Source organism: Planktothrix mougeotii LEGE 06226, from assembly GCF_015207485.1.
In the GTDB taxonomy this organism is placed as follows: Bacteria; Cyanobacteriota; Cyanobacteriia; order Cyanobacteriales; family Microcoleaceae; genus Planktothrix.
This window is the reverse complement of sequence record NZ_JADEWU010000035.1, coordinates 1-24,630: the sequence shown is the minus strand read 5'-3', so window position 1 is coordinate 24,630 and position 24,630 is coordinate 1. Positions and strand designations below refer to the sequence as shown.

The following is a 24,630-nucleotide window of genomic DNA, read 5'->3' as shown; positions in this document are numbered from 1 at the left end:
GGTAAACCCTAATTACAATCCATGTGAGGGTGAGGCGCGCCTCACCCCTACGACACCCGAAATGCAAGTTCAGAGCTTGGGTGATTTTAATTGGACGTTAACCGCGTCAACACTTGGTTAGAACGTTCTACAAAGTCCTTCATTCCCTCCCCATCAAAGCCTTTTTGAGCAATTAAGGCTAAGTCATAAACATGATGACAAATCATTTTTGCTAATTCCGCCGATGGAGACTCGCCACCTTCTTGAATAATTGCTCCTTGACTCAAATTAACTAAATTTTGAATCAACGGATGGGCGGTATTAACTAACAGAATATGTTCTTCGGGAAATTCGGCTTTTTGTTGTTGAATTAAGGCGGTCATATCCTGTAACCGTCGCATAAATTCCGGTAATAAAACCATTGCGGGGGGTGTATTTTCTGATTTTAAAGATTCAGTCCGAATCGTTAATTTCGGTTTATTTAACGCTGCGGTAAATAAATCTTTAATTTCTTCACTGCGGGTTTTATTGGTTTTGGGGTCAACAATTTCGCTGTTGTTATCCTTATCAATTAAATTGTCATCCAGTTCTGCATCCACCCGTGAGAATTTAACATCGGTATGTTCCCGTTCTAGGAAACTAATAAAATGACTATCAATAAAGGAATCTAAGAACAGGACTTCTAACCCTTGACTGGTGTGTAACTGGATATAAGTGGCTTGAGTGGCTTCATCAGTACAATAAAACACCCGGTTTTCATGGCGTTGTTTATTGCGTTCGAGATACTCGCTTAAGGTGGTGTAATAACGTCCTTTTTCATCGGTATTTTCAGGGGTTTGGGACGCTACCTCCTGCCAAACATCTCCTGCTTCAGTTTGCACCTGTACCTCAACGGCTTTTTCTTCACTGTTAGAGATTTCTGGGGTGTAGGTTGTCCGATAAATTAGAATATCCTCAACTTGTTTTTTAAACTTATCATCGTTGAGGGAACCAAACTTAACAAAAGTCCCGATATCTTGCCAACAGCGAATATATTCTTTGCGGTTATCCCGATACAATTCTTTGAGACGGTCTGCAACTTTTTTCGCTACATAATCAGCAATTTTGCGGACGGTGCGGTTGGTTTGTAAAGCACTCCGGGAAATATTAAGGGGAATATCGGTACTATCAATTACCCCCCGTAAAGGCATTAAGAATTTAGGGATAATATCTTCACAGTGGTCACTAACAAAGACTTGATTACAGAAGAGTTTAATATTGCCTTGGGTAACATCGACATCCGGTTTGAGTTTGGGGAAATAGAGAATCCCATTGACAATAAAAGGATAGTCGGTATTCAGATGTACCCAGAGTAAGGGTTCTTCTTGGAAGGGATAAAGATAGCGATAAAGTTCTAAATAATCTTCAGACGTTAAATTATTAGGAGATTCCCGCCAAGGTGCTTTTTGACGGTTAATGGTTTCCCCATCCAATTTAATCGGGACGGGCATAAAATCACAATAGGTTTTAATTAATTGACGAATCCGGGATGTTTCCAAATATTCGGTTTCTTCATCCATCAAGGTTAGGGTGATGGTAGTTCCCCGTTGAATGCGTCCAGAGTCTTCCAGTTGAAACACCGGAGAACCATCGCACGTCCAGTGAACCGCTTGGGCTCCGTCTTGGTAGGAGAGGGTATCAATTTCAACTTGACGGGCGACCATGAAGGAAGAGTAGAACCCTAAGCCAAAATGACCGATGATAGATTGGTCAGAATTGGCTTTATATTTTTCGACAAATTCTTCAGCGCTGGAAAAGGCGACTTGGTTAATATATTTTTTCACCTCGTCGGCGGTCATCCCGATGCCATTATCCGTCACGGAGAGGGTTTTATTATCTTTATCGACGGTAATGGTGATTTCAGGTTCGCCAATATCCCCAGAATATTCCCCAGACCGGGACACCATTTTCAGTTTAGCAATGGCGTCAACGGCGTTAGAAACAAGTTCCCGCAGGAAGACTTCATGGTCTGTGTAGAGGGATTTTTTGATAATGGGGAAGATATTCTCGGTATGGATGGTAATCGTTCCCTGTTCAAGTACGGTCATAGTGATGTGAGGTTATCTATAAAATTAGGGTTGTATTTTAGATTGTGTGCGATCGCTTAACCCTGATAAACGTAATCCCCCTACAGTTTTGATTCGGTTTTCCCTACGTTCAGGTCGTCTAGCCCCCATGATGCTCATCTTACAGAAAGTTGGCCTATTGGGTTTTTTGTAGTGATATTCTAGGGCTGTTATCTATTCAATGAAAAGCTGAAATCTAGCTAATTTTTGGCTAAATTCAAAATTAGCTTCAGAAAGTTCTTGAAGAATATATTGTTTTTGTTCTTCGTTAAACAGTTGATGAAATTTCTGACCAAAGGGATTATAAATTCCTTGTTGTACCGAAACCTTCCAAGATTCAAAGGGTAATGTTATTGTTTCAGCAGCTTTTTGATAATTTTGCAGCATTGTCGGTTCATAGTCTACGCCAATAAACTCACAAAGTTTCCCTAAAACCAAAGGTTGATTTTCAATCAGTTGTTCATATTGAATTAAAATATGATTAGGTTTATGGAGATGGTGACAACTTAAACGAACATCTTTAATCCATTGTTGAATACAACGGTCTAAATCCCAAGCTCCTTTCCAGTCATCAGGATATTGATGTGTGACATCATACAGGGAACTGACAACATCAACTCCATTGCGGACTAAATGAATAAATTTAGCCCCGGTAACTCGTTTTTCAATATAGCTAATATAATATAAATTTCCAGGAGTTTTCTCTAACCATAAATGTTTTCCCTGCTGTTGGGTCAATTCATCTAAAACTCGAATAAATCCTTTTACATACTGAAGGGTAAATATGGCTGTTTGAGGTAAATATCGTTTCAATTCAGGATGACCTATTTCTTCTAAAAATTGGTTAAATCGTTTTCGAGCTAAAGGAGAAGCAATCCTCAATTTTGTCCGCAACATTGAACGATTTCTTAACAAATAACGAAAAAAATGGGATTCAGGAAAAGATGCAATTTGAGAATGGGCTGCTAATAAACTTTGTAATAGCGTTGTTCCTGAACGGGGACAGCCAACTAAAAATAATCGCGGGTAAGAAGGTTTCAACGGAAGCCAGACCTCAATCGATAGCATTGGGTTAACTTGTATCATACAATCTGTTTAGACTAATTGTCATCATAAAAGGTGAAATTTAATGTTAAATACTTCAGTACGGACGTTATTTATTACCCTGGATTTACCCTATCCCCCCAGAGCCGGGGCTCCCCTACGCAATTGGCAAAATATTAATCTAATGCAGAAATATGGGGATGTAGCTGTATTTTCTATTTTTAAGGGCCAACCGTCAGAAAAAACCTTACCCGGAATTAAACATTGGTATCACTATAATTTAGGAGAAAAGCGTCCTTTGAAAGAACGCTTAAGTCGCCGTTTATCAATATTACAACCCTGGAGATATTGTTATTCTGACTGGTTTTATACCCAACCTGCTATAGATATAGTAAACGAAATCCTTCAAGATTTGCAGCCTTCAATTGTAATTTTTGAGCATTTATGGTTATGTCGTTACCTTCCTATTGTTCAACGTTATCCTTGTAAAATAATTTTTGATGATCATAATATAGAAGCAGATTTATTTGAGCAAAAGATCAGCCAAATCAAAGAATTATTCCCAAAAATCAAGATGAATTTACAAAAATATTCTATTCAATTAATGGAAAAAAGAATAATGTATAAAGCAGATCAAATTTGGGTCTGTAGTTCATTGGATTCTGAAAAACTGAAACAGCGATATGGAAAAAATCTTAATCCCTATATTGTACCTAATGGAATTAATATGAGTAACTATGATAATGTGCGCCCAGGTGAATCTATTTTGGCTTTCGAGGGAAAATATAATCCCCATACTTTGATTTTTATTGGCACATTTAGTTATCTTCCAAATGTTGAAGCGGCACAGTTTCTAACTGAAAAATTTTATCCCAAAATTAAACAGCTTTATCCTGATACTTTATTAATTCTTGTTGGCAAAAATCCTCCCCCAACTTTAAGAAATGCAACCCAACAGGAAACCGGAATTTTATGGACAGGATTAGTTGAGGATGTTAAACCTTATTTAGCTGCTGCTACCGTTGTCATTACTCCTTTGTTTAAAGGGGGAGGAACACGCCTCAAAATCTTAGAAGCTTTTGCCATGTCCCGTCCCGTTGTGAGTACCTCAAAAGGTGCTGAAGGACTAGAGGTTGAGGATAAAAAACATTTATTAATTCAGAATGAAGTAGATGGAATGGTTCAGGCTGTTGATCAACTATGGTCAAATCCTACCTTCTCTCAATACATTGTTGATAACGCTTATCACTTAGTTAAAACTCAATATTCCTGGGAAGCTGTTTCTCTCCGAATTGAACCTTTAATTCAAAAATTAATTTCTCAAGCTTAATTAATATTGACCTAGAATAAATTGATAAAACTCGGCTGTTTTTTTGGCAATTAAGTCCCACTCTAAAGCATCACATTTTTGTTGAACTAATAAACTTAAAGTCGGTAAATCAACAGTTGTGCTTTTTTGTAAGGCTTTTAGTAAACCTTGTTCATCTTTGGGGTCGTATAAAAGTTGACTAGCAATACCCAAGGTTTCTGCAATTCCGCCTAAATCCGGTGCAATAATAGGTTTGTTATAAGACATGGCTAAAATTAAACTTCCTGATGTTAAAATCTTTTCAAAAGGAAATACAATCACATCCGCAGCACTTAAAAAAATAGGAATATTATTGGGTTCAACAAACTCTGGAATTAGAATCAATCCAGGGATATTTTTAGATAATTCTTCTAATTCTAAATAATATGATTTATTCACAGGCTTACCTACAATCACTAAGGTATCATTCGTAAAAAAATCTTGGTTATTTTTCCATATAGTTATCAATTTCTCTATCTTTTTATAAGGTTTTAAATAACCTATATTCATATAAATACGACCTGTTAAGGGCAATCCTAACTGTTTTCGAGACTCAGTAGAATTAATAGAAGCACCATAAACATCTCGATAATGTCCATGAGGAATAACAATTGATTTTTTCTGATTAAACTGAAAATCACTTTCGACTAATTTAAAGCTTGAATAACTATGAAAAATAATCCCATCTACTAACCGAGACAAAATATTTCTTGTCCAGCGTTCTAATTCGGGGAATAAATCATCATGAGAGACTTGGTTATGCACAGTCCAAATAATTTTAACGCCGAGCATCCGCACTAAAATCATATCCAATAAAAATTGAAGACAAGCCAGAAATTTAGATAACTTTTTTGGCTTATTGATATAAAATTCAAGCCAATGAAGATGAACAATATCAATAGAACGAATTTTGTTTTTTAACACACCTCTTAAAACGGGGAAATAATTTAGATAGTAAGACCAAAACTTAACCTGAATTTGTTCTTGACCTAACCCTTCAGAAAGTAAGGATTGATAGGGGTTATCCTTGCGAAAATCTGGCAGCATTAAAACTTTGATAGGAGAAAAAAATGCCATATACCGAGAACTCATCATTTCAGATTGACCGTAAAAATATTTTAATCAGATAAAATTAGGATAGAGGTAAAATTCAAACAACCTTATTAATGGAAAACGAAAAATTTCTATCCTCAGTATGAAGCTTTAATCTAAATTATGCTCTATGTAGTGTTAACTTAACATAGATAATCTTGTTTTAGTGGGAAAAATTATTAATTTTTTTAACCTTTTTTAAAGTTTTATAAATAACTTGTGTTGATCATTGATCAATTAATATAATTTTGATATAAATTTTATATTAAAAGTTAGTCTGCAAAGTTAATTTTAAATATGGCGATAATTTCAGTAGTCATCCCAGCTTATAATGCAGAAAAAACGATTAAACAAACAATTGATTCTATTTTAAATCAAACTTTTCAGGATTTTGAAATTATTGTAATTAATGATGGTTCAACAGATTCTACTTTAGATATTGTTTCTCATATTCATGATCCTCGAATTCAAGTTTTTTCCTATCCTAATTCTGGTGCTCCAACGAGCCGAAATCGAGGACTTGCTCTAGCAAAAGGAGAATATATAGCCTTATTGGATGCGGATGATCTCTGGACTCCTGATAAATTAGAATCTCAATATCAAGCTTTAAAAAACCATCCTCAAGCTGCGGTAGCCTATAGCTGGACAGATTATATTGATGAGTCAGGAAATTTTCTAAAATCCGGTAGACATTTAACATTTAATGGGGATGTTTATGCTGAGTTATTAATACAAAATTTTTTAGAAAATGGTTCTAATCCTTTAATTCGTCGGGAAGCTTTTGCAGAAGTTGGAGAATTTGATCCATCCCTATTAGGAGGACAAGATCGAGATTTATATATTCGTTTAGCTGCTCGTTATTATTTTGTAGCTGTTCCTCTGGTTCAGGTATTTTATCGGATGTCTCCCTATTCTATTTCATCTCAAATACTTAGACAAGAAAAACAATGTGTAGCGGTGATTGAAAAAGCCTTTTTGCAAGCTCCTTCGTCATTACAACATTTAAAAAAACAAAGTTTAGCTAAAATTTATAAATATTTTATTGATCGAGCTTTAGAAGGATATCCATCTCCAGAAAAAGGTCGTGCTACTATCGGTTTTTTATTCAATTATATTCGATATGATTCCTCCGCCTTACAACAATGGCGATTTTGCCTGATAATTTTTGTAAAAAGTTTAATTATTGTTTTATTTCCACCTGCTATTTCCTCAAGAATATTATCCACTTTAAAAGAAATCTTTTAATTCGATTGTTTTAATTTAAGAAAATCAAGATTTTTTGAAGATAGCTTTTTGTAAGAAATAAAAAGGACTGATAGCACTGGCTCTAAAAAATTTTAATTCACAAGCAGCAACAATATCAAAATTTATATCTTTTTGATGCTGAATTTGATATTGAATAGCTCGTTTAATCCCGCCTAACATCACCTTAAAAAATACTAGGGGTTTTTTCCAAGTCGGCGTAATTAACATTCTAAATTCACAGGATTTTAAACCATATAAAGAAGCTAGGGATAACAAATATTTTTTATCTAGGCGCTCACTGGGAATATAATGATCAAGGTGCATCTTGGGGTTATACCAAATTTCCCAACCTCCCCGATATAAATTCAAGGAAATTTCATAATCATTGCCTCCTCGCCCTGTATTGACTAATTTAGAAGGAACGTGATCTAACCAAGCTTTTTTCCCCACGACTAAACCAGCACCGGATGGTAATTGTAACTGTTCAGGACAAAATAAAAAAGGCTGATCACCACTTTCTCGAATTGCTAACAGTAAATGTTCAACTCGTTTAAAATTTTGAGGAGGCTCCACTTGATAATTTGCATGAATTTGTCCCCCATAACTCCCTGCTTTAGGATGTTCTTGACCAAATAAGTAAGCTTGTAATACCCAATTTTCATCAGGAAAATTATCATCATCGAGAAAACCAATCAATTCTCCTTGACTTTCTTCTACTCCTCTTTGTCTAGCAAAGGCAATACCCTGTTGTTTCTCAAAAATATACCGAAGTGTAAACAATTCATCCCATGATGTGATAATCTCCTGAATAATATTAGCGGTTTGATCATGGCTATTATTATCCACAACAATAATTTCCCAAGTGATATTTTCTGTTCCCTTTTGCGATCGCAATTTTTCTAAAACATCAGGAACACGAATAGCGCCATTATAGGTAGGAATAACAACGGTAAAATCGATCATAGTTCGTAAGTCTTCTTTAGAATGAGTTGATCCTATTTTATAACTAGAAAAATTAATAAGTTTCGGTTAATCTCGTTGTTTCCACTGCCATAAATAAAAAGGACTGATCACACTACTTCTTAAAAACTCCATTTCACAAGCTGCGACCACATCAGTTTTTAATGCTTTTCGATGTTTCAGATAGTAAGCGATCGCTTTTCTAATATCATTCACTAACCCCAAGGGACATAATAAGGGCCGTTGCCAAGGTTTTAACCGTAACATCCGAATATAATGTCGTGCTAACCCCGTATTACGACTTATATTAATCAAATAATTTCGTTCTAAACGATAAGCCGGAATTTGATGATAGGTTTTTAACATTGGACTATACCAAATTTCCCATCCTTTTTTTTGAATATATAGTATCGCTTCAATATCTTCACTCGCTAACCGATTATCTCCCAAAGGGCCAGTTAAAAATGTTTCTTCGGGAACACTTTCACACCAAGCTTGTTTACGAACAACTAATGCCAATCCCGGCGGTAATACTTTCTTTTTAGGATCATAGAAATAAGGTTTATCTCCACGTTGAGTTATCCCTAAAAAGCCTGCTATTCGCTCAAAATTTTGCGGAGGTTCGATTTCATAACTCCCATCAACTTGACTAGCATAAACTCCCGCTTGTGGATATTCTTGAGCAAATTGATAAGCTTTTTCTACCCAATCCAAGGCAGGTAAATTATCATCATCTAAAAAAGCAATTAGAGGAGCTTGAGATTCTTTTATTGCTCGTTTTCGGGCAAAAGCAACTCCCTGTTTTGTTTCTAAACAATATTTTAAAGGAACATTTATCTGCCTTTCTTTTTGATGATTTTTAATCAATTCTGCTGTATTATCGGTGCTATTATTATCAACAATTAGAATTTCCCAGTTGATGTGTTCTGTTCCTATTTGCGATCGCAATTTCTCTAACACCCCAGGTAAGCGGGTCGCCCCATTATAGGTAGGAATAGCAACAGTGATATCAACCATAGAATTGATCTCGATTAAGGTTGTTGCTTTTGAGTATAACCTATATTTTAGGCTGAGTTTGTTCCTCACCCATTACTTCACCCACCAATGGAATCCCATTTTCACAACTACTCTATTAAGCTAGGGTAGCAATTAGACGTAATTAAAACAAATTTATTTTCTATATTATCCCAACGAATTGTATTCACTTGTTTGAGTCCTTGTTTCGCTTCAATTTGAAACTCAATCTTAAATTCCTCTAGGGTTTCGGAAGAACATAAAAATCCAATGATTTCTTCCTCTAACAAATTAAACCGAAAATAAATAGGAATAGATAATGTATTTTGAAACCGTAGATCTTTATATCCATAAACCACTGTTGCATCTGAACCTAAAGGTGCAAATCGGCTTTCTTCGGTATAAATATCTTGGGAATGGGGGTGTCTTTCTAAGGGGATCAAACCTGCTTTTAAGATTAAATAATAAATCAATCCAGAAAGTTGACACAAACCCCCACCAATATTAGATTGAAGTTCATTATTAACAATTGCTCGTCCCTCTCGATAGCCATTTTTAGTATGAGGTTCTCCGACTAAATACCAAAAAGAAAATATTTCTCCTGGTTGAATTAAACGATTTTCAATTTGAGCGATCGCTGTAGCTAAATTATGTTTTTTATTTTCAAAATGGCTCGTTTTTTTTACGGCTTGACTAATTTTAATTTGTTCTTTAAAATCTTGCTGTTCTTCAATTGTCAAAATTTGTCGTTGAACAAACTTACTTTTTTGTCCTGATAACTGATCTATAATTTCTCTTTCTATAGATTTTAAATATCGTCTAAAATCCGAAGAAAATAATATTTTTAAATTAAAATTCGATGAAACTAATCGCAACGTTCTTTTCATATTCTTATTGACTTGATCATTTTAATTCATCAAGAGTTTTTATAGGCTATTTAACAGCTTTTTCTTGATGGCTTAATAGGGTAGTATGAGGTGATAATAACTTTCCCTATCCTAATTTATTCAGGTATAATTAATGGTTTTTAGCACAACTGAGGGCAGTTTGTGGAAGTTTATCAATTAATAAAGCTCATACTTTAATAACGTGCAGGGTAAGGAACCATTATAAACCGCAATTCTCCGAGAAGTTCTTAACCCGACTTGTTTTCCTAATGTTTTGTTTCCGGTCAAGATATAAGCTGTCCAACCTTTAAAGCGTTGCTTAAACGTATCCCCTAACTGTTTATATAAACCAGCTAATTCCTCCACCTCTCCCAAACGTTCACCATAGGGAGGGTTACAAATAATAACACCGTGATCCGCCGGAGGTTCTATTTGAGATAATTCCAGTTGTTGTAAACGAATTTGGTCTGCAACGCCACAACGTTGAGCATTCTCAAAGGCTTGATTCAGAATATCCCCATCTTGATCTGAACCCAGAATTGGGGCGGGTAAGGTGGTTAATTGTGCCTCTAATGCTTCATGTTTTAAAGATTCCCATAATTTAGCATCAAAATCTTTCCATTTCATAAACCCAAAGGTTTCTCGGAATAACCCGGGTGCAATATTTAAAGCTTTTAAACTCGCTTCTATGGGTAAAGTTCCTGACCCACATAATGGGTCTAAAAACGGTAAATCAGGATGCCATTCTGCCATTTCTAATAACGCAGATGCTAAACTTTCTTTTAAAGGGGCAAGTCCAACGGCGGGACGATATCCCCGGCGGTGTAAACTGGTTCCAGAACTATCTAAACTTAAAATTCCGTGATTTTCATGGAGATGAAGATTAATCCATAAATCAGGATTATTAAGATTAATATCAGAACGTTCCCCAAATTCTGAACGCTGTTGATCAATAATGGCGTTTTTAACCTGAAGAGCGGTAAAGTGGGTATGGTTTAAGACTTCATTTTTGCCTGTACAATTAACGGCAAAAGTATTCAGAGGGGATAAATACTCAGTCCAATTAATATTTTGAACTTCCTGATACAATTGTTGGGCATTGGCACAGGAAAATTCAGCAATCGGGACTAAAACCCGAAATAGGGTTCTTCCCCAAAGATTCACTCGATAAAGAAGCTTGCGAGAACCCGTGAAATGAACTCCTGTAAATTCAGGACGAACATTTTCAGCCCCTAAACGTTCTAACTCTTGAGCAGCAATAACTTCTAAACCCTTGGCAACCGTTGCAAAATACTGGGTCATTCAGGAGACAATTTTGGCTTTTACTGTGTAACAATCCCAGAATCAAATTAAGCTTGATCCAGGTTGCTTGCTAATATTTTAGGGTTTTGACTTTATAGCCAAATTCCCATATATCCCCAGCCGCTAAACCAGGGAGAAATAACTGTCTTGACACTCCCTAGCCTGAAGGCGTAGGGATTCGTGGTTCAACGAAACCACTTAATCAAAGTACCTTGCAGTGCTTTAATTAGAGGTGGGATTCTCCCCAAGCGTAAATTCGGGTATGCCCTACCCTATTCGCAGTTACGCGAGTTCTTTTTTCTTACTTGAAACTAATCGTTCCAAAAACTGTTCGTTGAGCTTCCCATGAATCTTTTACCCACTGCTGGGAAAAACTAGAACTGTGCAGTAGAACCGCCTAGATTCAATTGTCAAGGTGAGCGTGTTTTGCCGTTAAGCAACTAGGTTTTTAGACAGGTTTTTTACCTTTCCTGCTATGGGAAATAGTAGCACGATCAGATGTCAATAGACAACCCACCAATATAAAGCCTAACTAGAAGTTAGGGGTTTTAAACCCATTCTCTTGATAAACCGAAAGCAATTCTTCAAAATTAAAATTTTTTGAAGAACGTATGTTTCCTTCTGATCAGAAAGGACACCGGCGACTGGCCGTGTTTCGTCTCGGTGTCCTTAGCTGGTTCGCTCCTCACACGCTTGTTACTCTACCCAAACCGAGTTCCCTTTGTCAACACCTAAAGTATTTTTTTTCCTGATGAAAAGTTTTTTGCTTACGCCAGCTTGATTTCGGGCGGATGAGTCTTGTTCCCCAACCCCTTAACTCAACGGTTTGTAAATTAACTGTATAAAATTCCACAAAAACTTCTAGGATAAGTTGAGACAATCTTAAATTAAGTGAGTAATCGATAATTCAGTGATTGATATTCTCTGGCTGCTGGTCTGTTCGGGCTTAGTCTTTTTGATGCAGCCCGGATTTATGTGTTTAGAGTCGGGTTTAACCCGCTCCAAGAATAGTATCAATGTTGCAGTCAAAAATTTTGCCGACTTTGGGATTTCCGTAGCCCTGTTTTGGGCTTTTGGCTATGCCCTGATGTTTAGTAAGACACCCACAGGAGGAATTGACCCAGGATCTTTCTTTTTTGACACCACCTCTTCTCCAGGGGTAGCGGCTTTTTTTCTATTTGAAACCATGTTTTGCAGTACCGCCACAACTATCGTTTCAGGGGCATCGGCGGAACGCATGAAGTTTGGGTCTTATCTCTTGGTTGCTGCTTTAACTTCTGGAATTATTTACCCCATTTTTGGTCATTGGGTGTGGAATGGACTAGAAATCAATCAGGTAAGGGGATGGTTAGGAGAAAAGGGGTTTGTCGATTTTGCTGGGTCTACTGTTGTTCATAGTATCGGGGGATGGGTTTCTCTGGCGGTTGTGTTGGTTATTGGGCCACGAATCGGACGGTTTTCCCTCGATCAACCCCCCCAACAAATGCGGGGCTCAAACCTTCAGTTGTCCGTGTTGGGGACAATGTTGCTGTGGTTAGGATGGTTAGGATTTAACGGGGGAAGTTATCTACATTTAGATGTTCGCGTCGCTTCGATTATTGTCAATACCGTTCTAGCCGGGACATCGGGAATGTTAATCGGGGCTATGTTGGGTTGGCTACTGCATCGCCGACCCGAAGTAGAACTGATTATTAATGGTTCTTTGGCTGGTTTAGTAGCAATTACGGCATCTTCCCCCGTAGTTTCGACTCCCATAGCCCCCATCATTGGAGGAGTTGGCGCCGGAGTCATGGTGTTGGTTTCCCTAACCCTACAACGATGGCAGGTTGATGATGCGGTGGATGCGATTGCGGTTCATGCAGGCGGTGGGGTATGGGGAACTTTAGCGGTGGGTCTGTTTGGTAATCTAAGTTTACTCAATACGGACTTATCTCGCGGTCAACAAATACTGGTTCAAGCTTTAGGTGTTGGGGTGTCTTTCCTCTGGGGATTTGGCTTAACCTGGCTAATTTTATACACCATCAATCGTTACTTTCCCCTGCGAGTCTCCATTGAAGCAGAAACAACCGGATTAAATATTTCTGAACATGGAGCCAAAACCGAAATTTATGACCTATTTGAAGTTATGGAATATCAAGCTCGTACCCAAGACTTTAGGCGACGGGTTCCCGAAAATCAATTCACAGAAGTTGGTCAAATAGGCTTTCGATATAACCAAGTGATGCAAGCTTTGGAAGATGCCTTAACCCAAACCGAAGCCATCATTCACAATGCAACGGATGCCATGATTACCTTTTCCAACCCAACGGGAAAGATTTTAACAGCCAACCCCAGTGCAGAAGAAATATTTGGATATCCGGCCACAGAATTAATGGGAATGTCAATATTATATCTGTTTGATTGGCCGACTTCCGAAATCACCGAACAGCAAACCTTATTAGAAAAATGGTTATCACAAAGCCGTCAAGCCGTTATCGGTCGTCGAGCCAATGGAACTTGTTTTCCCCTAGAAGCCACAATTAATCAGGCAAAATTTAGCCATCAATCTTTCTTTATGGGAACTTTTCGGGATTTATCTGCCCATAAACAAGCTGAAGAAGCCTTACAACAAGCTGAAGAACGATTAAAAACTTCTCTGGAGTTAAAACGAAAAAATGATCAACTTAAAAATACCCTGAGAGAACTCAAAAAAACTCAAGCTCAATTAATTCAAGGTGAAAAAATGTCGAGTTTAGGTCAACTGGTTGCCGGAATTGCCCATGAAATTAATAATCCCGTTAATTTTGTCTATGGTAATTTAATTCATGCTGCTAACTACACCCGTGATGTTCTGAATTTACTGGAAACTTACCAACAAGAATACGCCCATCCTAGTCCTAAAATTCAGCAAGAAATTGAGTCGATTGAGTTGGAGTTTCTCAAGGAAGATTTTCCTAAAATTGTGGAGTCAATGCAGGTCGGAGCCGACCGGATTCGGGATATTGTGCGGTCATTGCGAACCTTTTCCCGTCATGATGAGGCGGAACTCAAACCCGTTAATATTCATGATGGATTAGACAGTACCTTAATGATATTGAAAAGTAAACTCAAACCTCAAGGCAAATTAACGGGAATTGAAGTCATCAAAGACTATGGAAATATTCCTTTAATTGAATGTTATCCAGGGCCCTTAAATCAGGTGTTTATGAATCTGATTAATAATGCTATTGATGCTCTGCACGATTCAATGATCCAAGATAAGTTTTCTTTACTATCCTGCGATAAATCCCTAATTCAGCCTCAAATTGTAATTCGTACCCTATCAACACACCATCAACGAATTTTGATAGAGGTTTCTGATAATGGTTTGGGGATTCCTAAAGAGATTCGGTCTAAGCTATTTGATCCTTTTTTTACGACTAAACCTGTCGGGAAGGGCACGGGTTTGGGTTTGTCCATTAGCTATCAAATTATTGTCGAACGCCATAAAGGTCAAATTTGGTGCGAGTCCCAATTAGGGGAATATACTAGGTTTCTGATAGAAATTCCGGTGAAACAGGGGGAGGGGATGAGAGGACAAGGGGATGAGGAAGCAACTGTCAAGACTTCCTCTGTAAAAAAAATGTGATGTTTCACCGCCAAGAATCGAGTTAAATTAGATACAGAGGTGCGTCCATGTTTCTGTTTGAGAACTGGGTAGAGACGCGCCATGGCACGTCTGTACATGGCACGTCTGTACATGGCACGTCTGTACATGGCACGTCTGTACATGGCACGTCTGTACATGGCACGTCTGTACTAGACAGGCTAATTCGATTCCTGACCCCGCGAGAAGAACCTGCTTTTACGGCAATAGACGCACCGCAAGAAGCTTAAGTCTTGCTTGTTGAGGTGAACTATTAGCAGCAACAGCCGCGACCCTCAATCAACGTTGCTCTGCTACAGTCTACTTCAATGATTCCCTATAAATTAAGTGTTGATTTTCTTGAATCTTACCTTGTTGATTAAAAAGGAGTATGCAGCAGATGGTGTTAACCACCGCAACCCAACATCCTATCGAGAATTATTCTAAACTTAAAAAAACTCATCCGAAAGCCCATAATCATTATCGGTTTCAAGACTTCTTCAGCTTTGACTCATCAACAGGTACAGTCACAGACTGGAATGAAATGCGAAACATCTTTACCAGTGAAGACTTTATTATTGGTTTAGTGGAGGGATTAGAAGAAGAAGTTGGCAATGCCTCATCCGTAATTATGTACACTATTGGAAAAGAATGGGGGGTTAAGGATGCAGAGTTTTTCCAACACTGGTATGAAGCCGAGTTTGGTCAAAGTATTCGCCAGTCTAACCTCATGTTTTTATTAGAAACTTGGTGGTGGCCCTTCACCTCCCAAGGCTGGGGACGTTGGGAAGTCGATATGAGCGATCGCAAACACGGCTGTATTTTCATTAACTTATTTGACTCCGCCGTTGCTCGTAGTTTAGGAGACATAGGAAAACCAGTTTGTCATATTTATGCTGGATTATTTGCCGGATTTTTTAGCAAATTAGTCAAAAAAAGTCTCAGTTGTATTGAACTGCAATGTTATTCCATGGGAGAAACTTATTGTAAATTTCTCTTAGGAAACCCTGATCGCATTGATGCCGCAGGTTTCTGGTTAAACGAAGGCGCAACAGCCAGAGACATTCAACGGAAACTACAAGATGGAGTTGTCCTACGATGAAAAATCAAAACACCTGGATGAGTGAGTCGGTTCAGGACTTTTTCAGTAACCTCAACTGGCTAGGTACACCCTCACGGGTACTACAAAACAGTCATTCTCCGACTTCATCCCAGATGAATTTAACTTTATCGGTCAGCGATTTTTTTCAAGGAATTGATTGGGAAGGCGTTCCTCAAGTGGGGGTTATGCCTATCTCCTCTTCTTCCTCTACTCCCGTTTCCTTGAATGATCCTGATGTCACCATTGAGGATTTAATGGGATTATTTTAAACACAAAAGCCGTCCACCCTGGCAAATAGGGGAGCATCAACAATGGCTTTTATTTCCTCTTCGTAAAATTTTCCATCAAATTCATGAACTTGATCAAATCTGTATGCAAGCCGAATTAAATGAGTTATTAGTTCAAGCGGAAAATCGCTATCTTCAAACAGAAGAATTAGTGGGTTTTAAAAGTTATGCAGAAACTTTAGCCCAGCGATTAAAAATTTATGAGTTCCTTCGGGATCGAGAAATAGCTATTTTCCAACCGATTGCGGATCAAATTTCTAGCCAATTTCCTCACGAAAAGGAAGAACGATTAGAAGAAATTTTACAGCAATGGATTCTGATTCTTCGTCATAGTGCAATGGCAATGTTATTAAATGATTCCGAATATCTTCAGCAACGAGTTATTGAGTGGTTATCGGGTTTAGTAAAAGCTCATAATACCCAATCAATTGATACTCAAATTTATCAATTGCTCACGGCTCGTTTAAACGAATTAATTTCTCCAAAAGCCACCGTTTTCCTGCAACCTTTCTTAGAACAAATCAAAACGAACTTACTAGAAGGAGGAACCGAGAAATCGTAAACCCTGGGAAACTAACGGTTTTTTCTTTGCATTTATTCCTCTGTTTGTCAACGGTTAACGGTTAATTGTCAACTGTCTATACAGCCTGTTTTATTATGATTGAAATCACCAACTTACTGAGTAAGCCCCAACTTCCAGGTAACTATTTCGCCTACAATGCTTATATTAAAGGAGACTTAGAACTAGGTTTACTAGAAAATCGTCTCGGTTCCCGTCTATTGGGGCTTCCCTTAACCCTACTTCAGGCAATCTATACTGGGTTAGAACAAGAAACAGGTCAAGCTACCCCCTTAGTTTTATTCAACTGTGGTCGTTGGTGGGGAAAAAACTTTTATGTTCGCTTTTGTGAAGAAACCAGCGAATATTATGGTAAAGCTGTGGCCCAGATGGAAATGATTGAATTCATTCAGTGTTTACAACAATGTTGGAAAACTCATGGATGGGGAACTTTTGATTTAGATGCACGCTATACTAACACGGGATTTCTAATCCTGATGACTAAAAATTCACCTTTTGCCAGCGCGGCTTCCCATGTGCCCCAGCACCCCGCTTGTTTTTTAGAAGCTGGAGTTTTTAGTTCCTTTTTTAGTCGATTAACCGGACGGGATCTCCATTGTGTTCAAACCACCTGTGAATCAATGGGAGCAGATTGTAATTACTTTATTCTCGGTTTAAGTAATCGTTTACAAGCCGTAGAAGCTTGGGTTGATGAAGGAAAAGATCATGAAACGATTCTGAAACAACTCTGTGAAACATCATGAGGAAGGAATAACCCGTTGATAGGCGAATTATTTTAGGTTAAACCCATGGATGCTATTGAACTGCTGAGTCGATATGCAGATGGAGAACGGGATTTTAAAGGTGCCAATCTGCGAGGGATTATTTTGAGCAGCAATTCTTATCGGCCTAATGCGGTACCGACTCTGGGTTTAACTAATATTCGAGAACCCCAAAATCGACCTCATCTAATTGGTGCAGATTTAAGCAATGCTGACTTAAGCGAAGCCCATCTCTGTTTGGTGAATCTGAGTAAAGCGAATTTGACCGGAGCTAATTTAGCAGGAGCAAATCTGAGTGGAGCGAGTCTGAGTGGCACAATCTTAACGGGGACGAACCTGAGTCGGGTTAACCTCGAAGGTGCTCACCTGAATTGGGCAAATTTGCAAGAGGCCGACCTCAACCATTGTAATCTCAAAAGTGCAGATTTTAGTTCTGCAATTCTGATAGAAGCGGTTTTGACTCAAGCCTGTTTGATCAAAGCTTATTTAATTAAAGCTAATCTCCGTCAAGCCATCTTAAAAAACACGGATTTAACCCAAGCGAATTTGAAAGATGTAGACTTATCAGGAGCGGATTTGTGTCAAGCTACTATTGTCCGAGCGAACTTAAGTGGCGCGAATTTAACGGGGGCTGATTTAACGAAAGCTCAAATGTTAAAAACCAATTTAAGACACGCTGATTTAACAGACGCTTTTTTGAATTCTGCTACTTTATTAGAAGCGGATCTCAATGAAGCTAATTTGAGCCGAGCTAACCTGAGTAAAGCAAATTTGAGCAAAACCTATCTGCGGAATGTGTGTTTAAATGGGGCTCATTTAAGCGGTATTAATTTAAGTGGTGCAGATTTAGGTGGAATTGATTTAAGGCAGAAATTATTAACAGGAATTAATTTAGCAGGGGCTTATTTAAGCGAAGCTAATTTAGCAGGAGCCTTACTCATGGATGCTAATTTAAGCGCAAGTAATTTAAGCTCGGCGAACTTAATTCAAGCTTGTTTAATTAATGCTGACTTAAGAAATACTCATCTTACTAATGCCAATTTGACAGAGGCTAATTTAATGGGGGCTAATTTGAGTAAGGCTGATTTAAGAGGGGCAAATTTGAAAGGAGCAATTTTAGCAAATGCGGAAATTAAGGGGGCACAGCTACAGGGTGCTATCTTACCCAATGGAAAAGTTTACAAATGATTTAAAGTCTGAAAAATTCATGATGTTCTTTTTTTGCACAAAATAGCGAGATTAAGTTCAATCAGAGGAAAAAATACATTTTTTTCCTCTGGTGTCAAATAATCTTCCAAGACATCGGACATGGCTTGGTAAGTCAATTCAGTAATATCTTGGACTTTAAACGCTTGTAAAATCGTGGCGAACCAAATTAATAAGCGTTCCTGTAAATAATCAGGATCATTTATTAATAAAATCATGGCCGAATATCGTAAAACTCGGATCGTATCTAAACGCCATTTTGAGGTAAAATTAATAGATCCTTTCATAAAAATTTGAGGATTAGTTTTGATGAGTTTATGGTGTATTTTTTGAAGAATTATAGGTTCATACTTTTGAAGTTTTTGATAGGCACTAATCCGGTATCGAAAAGTCTCCAAATAAGACTTTAAAAATTCTAATTCTTCGGGTGTTGCATAACGGCCATCAGCCTCAACACTCAAACGTTGTAACTCAGTTAGCATAAATACAAAAGTTCTTATTCCCTATTAACTGATCACTGATAACTGATCACTGATAACTGATCACTGATTAAGAGGCATCATCTTTAGCGTTACGAGTTCGAGCTAAATATTCGCCAACTTGCAAACGAGTATCTTTCAACTGATTCACAATAGATCGAGTAATCAATTTTCCCGTTTCCACCACAACTTGCCCCGTAATCGGATGCAGCAGTTCTTGTTCTGCTCGCCGTCCAATCAGTGATTCTACATCTTCGATGGCATCAATATACATCCCCGAAGGTAATTCAACAATAATTCCTTCCCCAATCACATGAGCTTGACAAGCTAAACGGGAATTGGGTTTGGCTGTTGTAATTACTTCCAAGGTTCTTTGTTCACGACGGCTGACCTTAGATAAACCCTCCATGCCATCTTTAATGAAAACATGGCAAGTTGCACACATTCCTCGTCCTCCGCATTCTTTCAGAACGTGCAGTTCCTTAGTCATTAATGCCGAAAGCAAATTAGAATTAGTCTTAACTGCCATTTCTTCGGCAATTGGTTCTAGTCGAAGTATTTTAGCCATTTCCAGTAAAAATTAAATTAGAGAACCCACTGAGCAGAAAGAATGTAGACTGCACAACTGAACCGCTCAATTCAGGATAACAGGAGCGTTAACTCCTTAAAATCGCAGCACAATACCGCGCATTTAGGCTTTAGAACGATGCAGTTCACCTTGAGGCTCTTTCACCCAAATTGCATATCCCTTTGGGGTTTTTGTAATTACCGTGCTGTCTCCTCCAGTTCCTAGTTTAGCCACAATTTCTAAGGTTTTATCAGCACCTTCTACCGCTTTAAAAAAGCTGTAGTATTCCTGATCAACACAAACCCCAGGAACCGGTTTTTCTAAATCCGGTACTTTGATTTGGCAGGTTCGATATTGGCTTTGAGATTGTATGATTTTAGTAGGGGCAGGCCCCTGCTGTAGTTTCGTAGATTCCGATTCAACGGGAGAAAACATAAGCACTCTTCATCGCTGGCTAACGGATTAATGGGTCAGTAATGCCTATATTTTAGGTATACTTTAATACTATCGGAAATACCGTTAATGAGGTGGTCTAAAATACACCATGCAGGCTTCTCGATACCGAATTTTGGGGTTAGTAGGACAAGGCCAGTTTGGTAAAGTTTACTGTGCCAGTGATCGTCGCACTGGACAACTGGTGGCTCTGAAGGAATTAAGTCATCAGCGCGCACCTACTCACCAATTCTTGCAGGAACTGTGGTTCATTATTAGTCTACAACATCCCCACATTGCTGCTTGTCTCGGTTTAGAACATATCCAAACCGGACGTTATTTGGTCATGGACTATTGCGAGGGGGGAACTCTGCGCCATCTTCTTGAACAACAGGATTCTCTGCGACTACAAGAAGCGTTAAACCTGATCATTGGTGTTTTAGACGGTTTACACTACGCTCATCAACGGGGTATTATTCATTGTGACATTAAACCTGAAAATATCCTACTGACTCTACAATCCCAAGGATGGTCTTCAAAATTATCAGACTTTGGAATTGCCCGTCGTCTGCCCCTCGTAGGCAAATTATCTATTGCCCAAAAAGCCTCCACCTTTACCGGAGGATCTCCAGCTTATATGGCCCCAGAACGATTTTATGGCCTTTATTCAGCCCGATCCGATATTTATGCGGTTGGAATTGTCTTATTTGAACTGTTAGTTGGCGATCGTCCCTTTCATGGTTTACCCGGTGAGTTAATGTGGGCGCAGTTAAATCAACGGTTGCAGATCCCTAACGAGATTCCTGAAGCGTTACAAGCTATCATTCAAAAAGCTTTAGAAAAGCTCCCGGCTCGTCGCTACAACACCGCAGAACAAATGGCAGAAGCCTTACGCGAAGTCATTGTTCATCCCCAAATCCAAAGCCTTGCTGATTTTATTGTTCCTTGGAAAAACTCTGATTTACCGACTAAAAATCCTACCCAATTAGCAGGAGTCTATACCTCTGTTTCTCCTCTGATCTTACATCACTCTATCTCTTTGCCCTCGGTTCATCAATCTAAATTCCCCTTCAATTGTATTGCCAATTTTCCTTATCTTTATACAGGATTTGGTCAGGCTTTAGAAATTTGGTCTATCCCCCAAGATTTATCTCCATCGGTTCAGCAAGTTGCTATTTCTTCTCAAGAAAAAATTCAATTTCCTGAACCTATTTTGGGGATGCTTCCCCTGGGAAATGGCTGCTGTGTTTTAACTCCAAATCGAATTTATCACTGCGCTCCTTTTCAAAAAAAATCTCAATCTTTGTTAAATCTAAGTTCGATTCAATCCTTACAATCTAATCATCAGCAATCTCCTATCTCTCCTGACTTTTCCGGGGAAAATGAAGATTCAACCTCTGTCATAAAAACCTTTTCTCCCGATTTATTATATAAAATTGCGATAGAACCCAATAGTCGCTATATGGCTTTAGCATTTTCAGGACAATTACGATTTTATTCTTTAACCCAAAAATTAGACTATCTTGTTCTCAAACCCCTGAAAAAATTATCCCTAGCCGTATCTCAAGTTCCCGAAATTGTCTTCTTAGATAACAGACATTTACTTTGTGTTTGGTTAAACTTTAAACAACAAAACTTTAATATGTTCAGGGTCTATACTCGCCGAGGAATGCCCATTGGAAATCTTAAATTATCTATTCCTTTAAAGCAACTTCTACCTACTCCTCAACCCTATACTTTATTAGGGCTTGGACTTGATGATCAACCTTACCTTGTTCTCTTACGTTTAAAACCCCTGAGTGTCATTCGCATTCCTTTAAGTTCTCCCCCAACTGTTGCTTGCGCTACCTCTTGGGGATATGTTATAGCAGATCAAGAAGGAAAATACACCTTTTTTGATTTGGAAGGGAATTTAATCAGTTATGATTTTGGCCCTGTTAATCCTAAATCTCTAGCTTTCTGGGGAAAAACGGGATTAGCCATTGTTACTTATACCGAACAACAAGGTTATCTACATTTTGTAAAATCTGTTAATTTTGAAAGAGACTTATGAATAACAACCCTTTGATTCCGTCAATGAATTCCCCCGATCAAACTTTAATTAAATTTAAAGATCCTGTCTGTTTTAATTTAGTTCCTCCCTCTCCTGAAATTTCCGCCCCTGTTATCCAGGCTATGCAAGAATTAGTTCAAATTATAGCTCATTTGCGATCGCCGAACGGGTCATGGCCTATTGATTTACCCCAAACCCCTGAAAACTTAATTCCTTATGTTACAGAAGAAGTTTCTGAAGTTTTAGCGGCTTATCAAACTCACCCAATCTCTGCTTCTAATATTCAATCCGACTTTTTTCCTAAAAAAGACAGCAATATTCAAACTCCTGTTATTTTATTCTTTAATACTTTAATTTCTCAGTTATTATGGAATTTTGCACAAACCTCTTATCAATTTATGCGACTTTTGACGGGAATTAATGCAGAAATTTTATTACCCCATCAAGATTGGACTCCCGGAAAATTAAGATTAGTTGCTAGTCTCATCATTAAAACTGAAAATCTCCAAAGTTCTATTGATTTAGCAACCAGTGATTCCCCACCTCCCCTAATTACTTCAGAAGCTTATCTTCAATCTAATGATTGTTCTTTTTGCCAAAATCCTTTGGAAGTTCAATTTTTTTTACGACAAATCACGCATCACTTTCAAGATAATTTTCAAGGGTTTAATCTCTTGAATCATCCTATACAAGCTGAATTTTTATCCCCTAACAGTCAATGGGAACCCATTGAAATGAGTATAGAAATAGGATTTCAATTTATTCCTGATCCTAAAACATCCGAAGTGAGTCCCTTTGATTATTTTTTAGAAAATGACTCTATAGATGAAGAATTGTTTCAAAATACCCCCATTCAAGATGTTGAATATTCTATTTTAGCTTCTATTCCCCACTCTTCCTTACTCAAAACTCACGTTCGACTGACTGATCCGAATATTATTCAACCTTATATTCAAACCCAAATTAAATATTATGGATTACACGGACTACAACGAAAAAAACAGTTACAACTTACCGATTCTGTTAACTCTTCCTCGGAATTATCCTTAACTCTTGGCTCCCAAACAGAAGAATTTGAATTAATCGAGTTAATTCAAATTGCTGATGAATTAGTTGATATAATTTACAGTCCTAAATCGCCATCTAGTTTAATTCGTCTTCAACCCGAAATCCCCTTAATCGATTTATCGCTAAGATTATTATGGCAAATCGTTAAAAGCAGTTATAATGTTATGCAATTAATGAGCGGGATTCAAGCCAAAGTCCTCCAACCTGGATTTTTATGGCAAACAGGGACATTAAGATTATTAATGGTTTTAAGTGCAGAGTTTTTAAGCGATTCCTGGGAATTGGATATTGCCACTAGCCAACCTCTTAAATTTGATTTAAAACCCATTATTCCTGAATCTATTATTCAATCTGATTGGAGTGAATGGTGTCGATCTCCTCAATCCCTAGTTGTTTTAAAATTACAAGTCATTAATTTATTAGAAACTCTTCCTGAACTCCAAAGCTGGATGAAAGGAGTTAAAATAGATTGGGGTAATCCTAATGAGGATTTAGAATTATCCACCAATTGGCAACCTGGATTAGCTCAACTCAGCCTTGATTTTGAGTGGATTCCTGCACAGCCCAGTTCCCCAGAATAAATACCCTGATCTTTGGATTCTATATATTCACTTGTAGATATTAACCAATGTATATTTACGCTTTTTTGAAAACACCCACATCACCCCTCAAGCTTCCTCAAGGGATTAAGGGTTCTTTAGAAATTATTAGTGATCAAGGATTATCTGCTCTTGTAGAACCCAATTTACAAGCCGAAGATCTCCCTGATACAGATGAACAATTAATGCAAGCCGTTGTCACTCATGATCAAATCACCTGTACCATTTTTCACCAAACTTCTCTGTTACCCGTCCGTTTTGGCACCTGTTTCCGTTCAAAAACAGCCCTGTTGGAGCATTTAGTTTTATATCAACAAAACTATTTCAACAAATTAGACCAACTCGAAGGAAAAGCAGAGTATTGTTTACAAGGAGTTCCCCTCGACCCGCCAGCAAACACACTCACTCAAACTAATCCTACGGACTTAACTCCTTTGCGCGGTCGAGATTACTTTTTAGCTAAAAAACAATTACATCACCATCAATTACAACAACAGCAACAGCAAACTCAACAATGGCAACAGTTACTTGAGGTATTGTGTCAAACCTATCCAGAAACCTATTTAGCCGATAGCCAACCCAATAGAGAACGAATCTATATATTGATGCAGCAGAGCAACGAATCCAAACTGCAAGAGCAACTAAAGCAATGGCAAAGCCAATATACTCATTGGCAACTCAGTCTGGGGAACGCTGTACCCCCTTATCATTTTTTGTAATAACCAGCTTGCATGGCCATTACAAGCAGATTCTTTCCAATCGTTCCATCTCCAGAAAGACAAGAGAAGCTACAACCCTTGCCAGACAAGGATTTCCCCTGGATCAAAAAAAAGTTAAGAAAAGGGGTTGACAAAGCCGAAGAGATTAGATACATTGGTAAATGCGCTTGAGAGACGAAAGAACCGAAAGCGCACC

General features: G+C 38.0%; 22 protein-coding genes. 11 read left to right on the top strand and 11 right to left on the bottom strand.

What is annotated here, in order from left to right; genetic code table 11:
- Nucleotides 1–86: 86 nt before the first annotated feature.
- Nucleotides 87–2,066 carry a molecular chaperone HtpG gene (gene htpG / locus IQ236_RS15345; protein ID WP_193870041.1) on the bottom strand — a complete coding sequence of 660 codons (1,980 nt, stop codon included), beginning with the start codon at nt 2,064–2,066 and terminating at the stop codon, nt 87–89.
- 192 nt (nt 2,067–2,258) lie between these two features.
- Entirely contained in the window at nt 2,259–3,152 is an 894-nt protein-coding gene (locus IQ236_RS15340) for a sulfotransferase family protein (RefSeq protein WP_193870040.1), read from the bottom strand.
- A 61-nt stretch (nt 3,153–3,213) separates the two neighbouring features.
- Between IQ236_RS15340 and IQ236_RS15335 the strand changes: the two genes are divergently transcribed.
- Entirely contained in the window at nt 3,214–4,458 is a 1,245-nt protein-coding gene (locus IQ236_RS15335) for a glycosyltransferase family 4 protein (RefSeq protein ID WP_193870039.1), read from the top strand.
- Here the strand turns inward: IQ236_RS15335 and IQ236_RS15330 are convergent, their stop codons facing one another.
- Nucleotides 4,459–5,571, bottom strand: a complete 1,113-nt coding sequence (locus IQ236_RS15330) for a glycosyltransferase (RefSeq protein ID WP_193870038.1) — start codon at nt 5,569–5,571, stop codon at nt 4,459–4,461. It lies immediately after the preceding gene.
- A gap of 294 nt (nt 5,572–5,865) precedes the next feature.
- Between IQ236_RS15330 and IQ236_RS15325 the strand changes: the two genes are divergently transcribed.
- On the top strand, nt 5,866–6,813 hold the full coding sequence (locus IQ236_RS15325; protein ID WP_193870037.1) for a glycosyltransferase: 948 nt from the start codon (nt 5,866–5,868) through the stop codon (nt 6,811–6,813).
- A 24-nt stretch (nt 6,814–6,837) separates the two neighbouring features.
- Here the strand turns inward: IQ236_RS15325 and hpsE (IQ236_RS15320) are convergent, their stop codons facing one another.
- The 4 genes from hpsE (IQ236_RS15320) to IQ236_RS15305 form a co-directional block, all read right to left on the bottom strand.
- Nucleotides 6,838–7,776, bottom strand: coding sequence for a hormogonium polysaccharide biosynthesis glycosyltransferase HpsE (hpsE, locus tag IQ236_RS15320; protein WP_193870036.1), 939 nt, complete (start codon nt 7,774–7,776; stop codon nt 6,838–6,840).
- Nucleotides 7,777–7,842: 66 nt separating this feature from the next.
- Complete coding sequence (gene hpsE, locus IQ236_RS15315; RefSeq protein WP_193870035.1) at nt 7,843–8,790, bottom strand: hormogonium polysaccharide biosynthesis glycosyltransferase HpsE; 948 nt, start codon at nt 8,788–8,790, stop codon at nt 7,843–7,845.
- Between the two features lie 107 nt (nt 8,791–8,897).
- Complete coding sequence (locus tag IQ236_RS15310) at nt 8,898–9,674, bottom strand: VanW family protein (RefSeq protein WP_193870034.1); 777 nt, start codon at nt 9,672–9,674, stop codon at nt 8,898–8,900.
- 177 nt (nt 9,675–9,851) lie between these two features.
- Nucleotides 9,852–10,976, bottom strand: coding sequence for a THUMP domain-containing class I SAM-dependent RNA methyltransferase (locus IQ236_RS15305; RefSeq protein WP_193870033.1), 1,125 nt, complete (start codon nt 10,974–10,976; stop codon nt 9,852–9,854).
- 910 nt (nt 10,977–11,886) lie between these two features.
- Here IQ236_RS15305 and amt point away from each other — a divergent pair.
- The 6 genes from amt to IQ236_RS15275 all read left to right on the top strand — a co-directional run bounded on the left by amt (nt 11,887) and on the right by IQ236_RS15275 (nt 18,498).
- Complete coding sequence (gene amt, locus IQ236_RS15300; RefSeq protein ID WP_193870032.1) at nt 11,887–14,583, top strand: ammonium transporter; 2,697 nt, start codon at nt 11,887–11,889, stop codon at nt 14,581–14,583.
- A gap of 397 nt (nt 14,584–14,980) precedes the next feature.
- Complete coding sequence (locus IQ236_RS15295; protein ID WP_190524045.1) at nt 14,981–15,682, top strand: V4R domain-containing protein; 702 nt, start codon at nt 14,981–14,983, stop codon at nt 15,680–15,682.
- Nucleotides 15,679–15,951: a hypothetical protein gene (locus tag IQ236_RS15290; RefSeq protein WP_193870031.1), complete on the top strand. Its 273-nt coding sequence runs from the start codon at nt 15,679–15,681 to the stop codon at nt 15,949–15,951. Before IQ236_RS15295 ends, IQ236_RS15290 begins: the two co-directional genes overlap by 4 nt.
- Nucleotides 15,952–16,054: 103 nt before the next feature.
- Nucleotides 16,055–16,531 (top strand): globin family protein, encoded by a 477-nt coding sequence (locus IQ236_RS15285; RefSeq protein ID WP_193870030.1) that lies wholly within the window; start codon nt 16,055–16,057, stop codon nt 16,529–16,531.
- Nucleotides 16,532–16,626: 95 nt separating this feature from the next.
- The gene (locus IQ236_RS15280) at nt 16,627–17,292 is read left to right on the top strand and encodes a V4R domain-containing protein (RefSeq protein ID WP_193870029.1); all 666 of its coding nucleotides are present in this window, start codon (nt 16,627–16,629) and stop codon (nt 17,290–17,292) included.
- Between the two features lie 45 nt (nt 17,293–17,337).
- Nucleotides 17,338–18,498, top strand: coding sequence for a pentapeptide repeat-containing protein (locus tag IQ236_RS15275; protein WP_190524056.1), 1,161 nt, complete (start codon nt 17,338–17,340; stop codon nt 18,496–18,498).
- Nucleotides 18,499–18,515: 17 nt separating this feature from the next.
- On the opposite strand, the gene IQ236_RS15270 is transcribed toward IQ236_RS15275, so the two are convergent.
- The 3 genes from IQ236_RS15270 to IQ236_RS15260 all read right to left on the bottom strand — a co-directional run bounded on the left by IQ236_RS15270 (nt 18,516) and on the right by IQ236_RS15260 (nt 19,998).
- The gene (locus IQ236_RS15270; protein WP_193870028.1) at nt 18,516–18,998 is read right to left on the bottom strand and encodes a globin family protein; all 483 of its coding nucleotides are present in this window, start codon (nt 18,996–18,998) and stop codon (nt 18,516–18,518) included.
- Between the two features lie 67 nt (nt 18,999–19,065).
- Nucleotides 19,066–19,563, bottom strand: a complete 498-nt coding sequence (locus IQ236_RS15265; RefSeq protein WP_190524062.1) for a 2Fe-2S iron-sulfur cluster-binding protein — start codon at nt 19,561–19,563, stop codon at nt 19,066–19,068.
- Between the two features lie 123 nt (nt 19,564–19,686).
- The gene (locus tag IQ236_RS15260; RefSeq protein WP_190524065.1) at nt 19,687–19,998 is read right to left on the bottom strand and encodes a hypothetical protein; all 312 of its coding nucleotides are present in this window, start codon (nt 19,996–19,998) and stop codon (nt 19,687–19,689) included.
- 109 nt (nt 19,999–20,107) lie between these two features.
- Between IQ236_RS15260 and IQ236_RS15255 the strand changes: the two genes are divergently transcribed.
- Genes IQ236_RS15255 through IQ236_RS15245 form a run of 3 tightly spaced genes read left to right on the top strand, consistent with a single transcriptional unit; the run spans nt 20,108 to nt 24,434 of the window.
- Nucleotides 20,108–22,048, top strand: a complete 1,941-nt coding sequence (locus IQ236_RS15255; protein ID WP_193870027.1) for a serine/threonine-protein kinase — start codon at nt 20,108–20,110, stop codon at nt 22,046–22,048.
- A gap of 23 nt (nt 22,049–22,071) precedes the next feature.
- Complete coding sequence (locus tag IQ236_RS15250; RefSeq protein ID WP_193870026.1) at nt 22,072–23,697, top strand: hypothetical protein; 1,626 nt, start codon at nt 22,072–22,074, stop codon at nt 23,695–23,697.
- A gap of 47 nt (nt 23,698–23,744) precedes the next feature.
- Nucleotides 23,745–24,434 (top strand): GvpL/GvpF family gas vesicle protein, encoded by a 690-nt coding sequence (locus IQ236_RS15245; RefSeq protein ID WP_193870025.1) that lies wholly within the window; start codon nt 23,745–23,747, stop codon nt 24,432–24,434.
- On the opposite strand, the gene IQ236_RS27790 is transcribed toward IQ236_RS15245, so the two are convergent.
- A partial coding sequence (locus IQ236_RS27790; protein WP_228041662.1) for a hypothetical protein occupies nt 24,422–24,630 on the bottom strand: 209 nt, incomplete at its 5' end. The genes IQ236_RS15245 and IQ236_RS27790 overlap by 13 nt on opposite strands.

Bases quoted from the DNA above. Each gene is read 5' to 3' on its own strand.
- IQ236_RS15265 (WP_190524062.1), bottom strand. From the start codon at position 19,563: ATGGCTAAAATACTTCGACTAGAACCAATTGCCGAAGAAATGGCAGTT.
- hpsE (WP_193870036.1), bottom strand. From the start codon at position 7,776: ATGATCGATTTTACCGTTGTTATTCCTACCTATAATGGCGCTATTCGT.
- IQ236_RS15295 (WP_190524045.1), top strand. From the start codon at position 14,981: ATGGTGTTAACCACCGCAACCCAACATCCTATCGAGAATTATTCTAAA.
- IQ236_RS15290 (WP_193870031.1), top strand. From the start codon at position 15,679: ATGAAAAATCAAAACACCTGGATGAGTGAGTCGGTTCAGGACTTTTTC.
- IQ236_RS15270 (WP_193870028.1), bottom strand. From the start codon at position 18,998: ATGCTAACTGAGTTACAACGTTTGAGTGTTGAGGCTGATGGCCGTTAT.
- IQ236_RS15255 (WP_193870027.1), top strand. From the start codon at position 20,108: ATGCAGGCTTCTCGATACCGAATTTTGGGGTTAGTAGGACAAGGCCAG.
- IQ236_RS15285 (WP_193870030.1), top strand. From the start codon at position 16,055: ATGCAAGCCGAATTAAATGAGTTATTAGTTCAAGCGGAAAATCGCTAT.
- htpG (WP_193870041.1), bottom strand. From the start codon at position 2,066: ATGACCGTACTTGAACAGGGAACGATTACCATCCATACCGAGAATATC.
- IQ236_RS15275 (WP_190524056.1), top strand. From the start codon at position 17,338: ATGGATGCTATTGAACTGCTGAGTCGATATGCAGATGGAGAACGGGAT.
- IQ236_RS15335 (WP_193870039.1), top strand. From the start codon at position 3,214: ATGTTAAATACTTCAGTACGGACGTTATTTATTACCCTGGATTTACCC.
- IQ236_RS15325 (WP_193870037.1), top strand. From the start codon at position 5,866: ATGGCGATAATTTCAGTAGTCATCCCAGCTTATAATGCAGAAAAAACG.
- IQ236_RS15245 (WP_193870025.1), top strand. From the start codon at position 23,745: ATGTATATTTACGCTTTTTTGAAAACACCCACATCACCCCTCAAGCTT.
- IQ236_RS15310 (WP_193870034.1), bottom strand. From the start codon at position 9,674: ATGAAAAGAACGTTGCGATTAGTTTCATCGAATTTTAATTTAAAAATA.
- IQ236_RS15305 (WP_193870033.1), bottom strand. From the start codon at position 10,976: ATGACCCAGTATTTTGCAACGGTTGCCAAGGGTTTAGAAGTTATTGCT.
- IQ236_RS15260 (WP_190524065.1), bottom strand. From the start codon at position 19,998: ATGTTTTCTCCCGTTGAATCGGAATCTACGAAACTACAGCAGGGGCCT.
- IQ236_RS15250 (WP_193870026.1), top strand. From the start codon at position 22,072: ATGAATTCCCCCGATCAAACTTTAATTAAATTTAAAGATCCTGTCTGT.
- IQ236_RS15330 (WP_193870038.1), bottom strand. From the start codon at position 5,571: ATGATGAGTTCTCGGTATATGGCATTTTTTTCTCCTATCAAAGTTTTA.
- IQ236_RS15280 (WP_193870029.1), top strand. From the start codon at position 16,627: ATGATTGAAATCACCAACTTACTGAGTAAGCCCCAACTTCCAGGTAAC.
- IQ236_RS15340 (WP_193870040.1), bottom strand. From the start codon at position 3,152: ATGCTATCGATTGAGGTCTGGCTTCCGTTGAAACCTTCTTACCCGCGA.
- hpsE (WP_193870035.1), bottom strand. From the start codon at position 8,790: ATGGTTGATATCACTGTTGCTATTCCTACCTATAATGGGGCGACCCGC.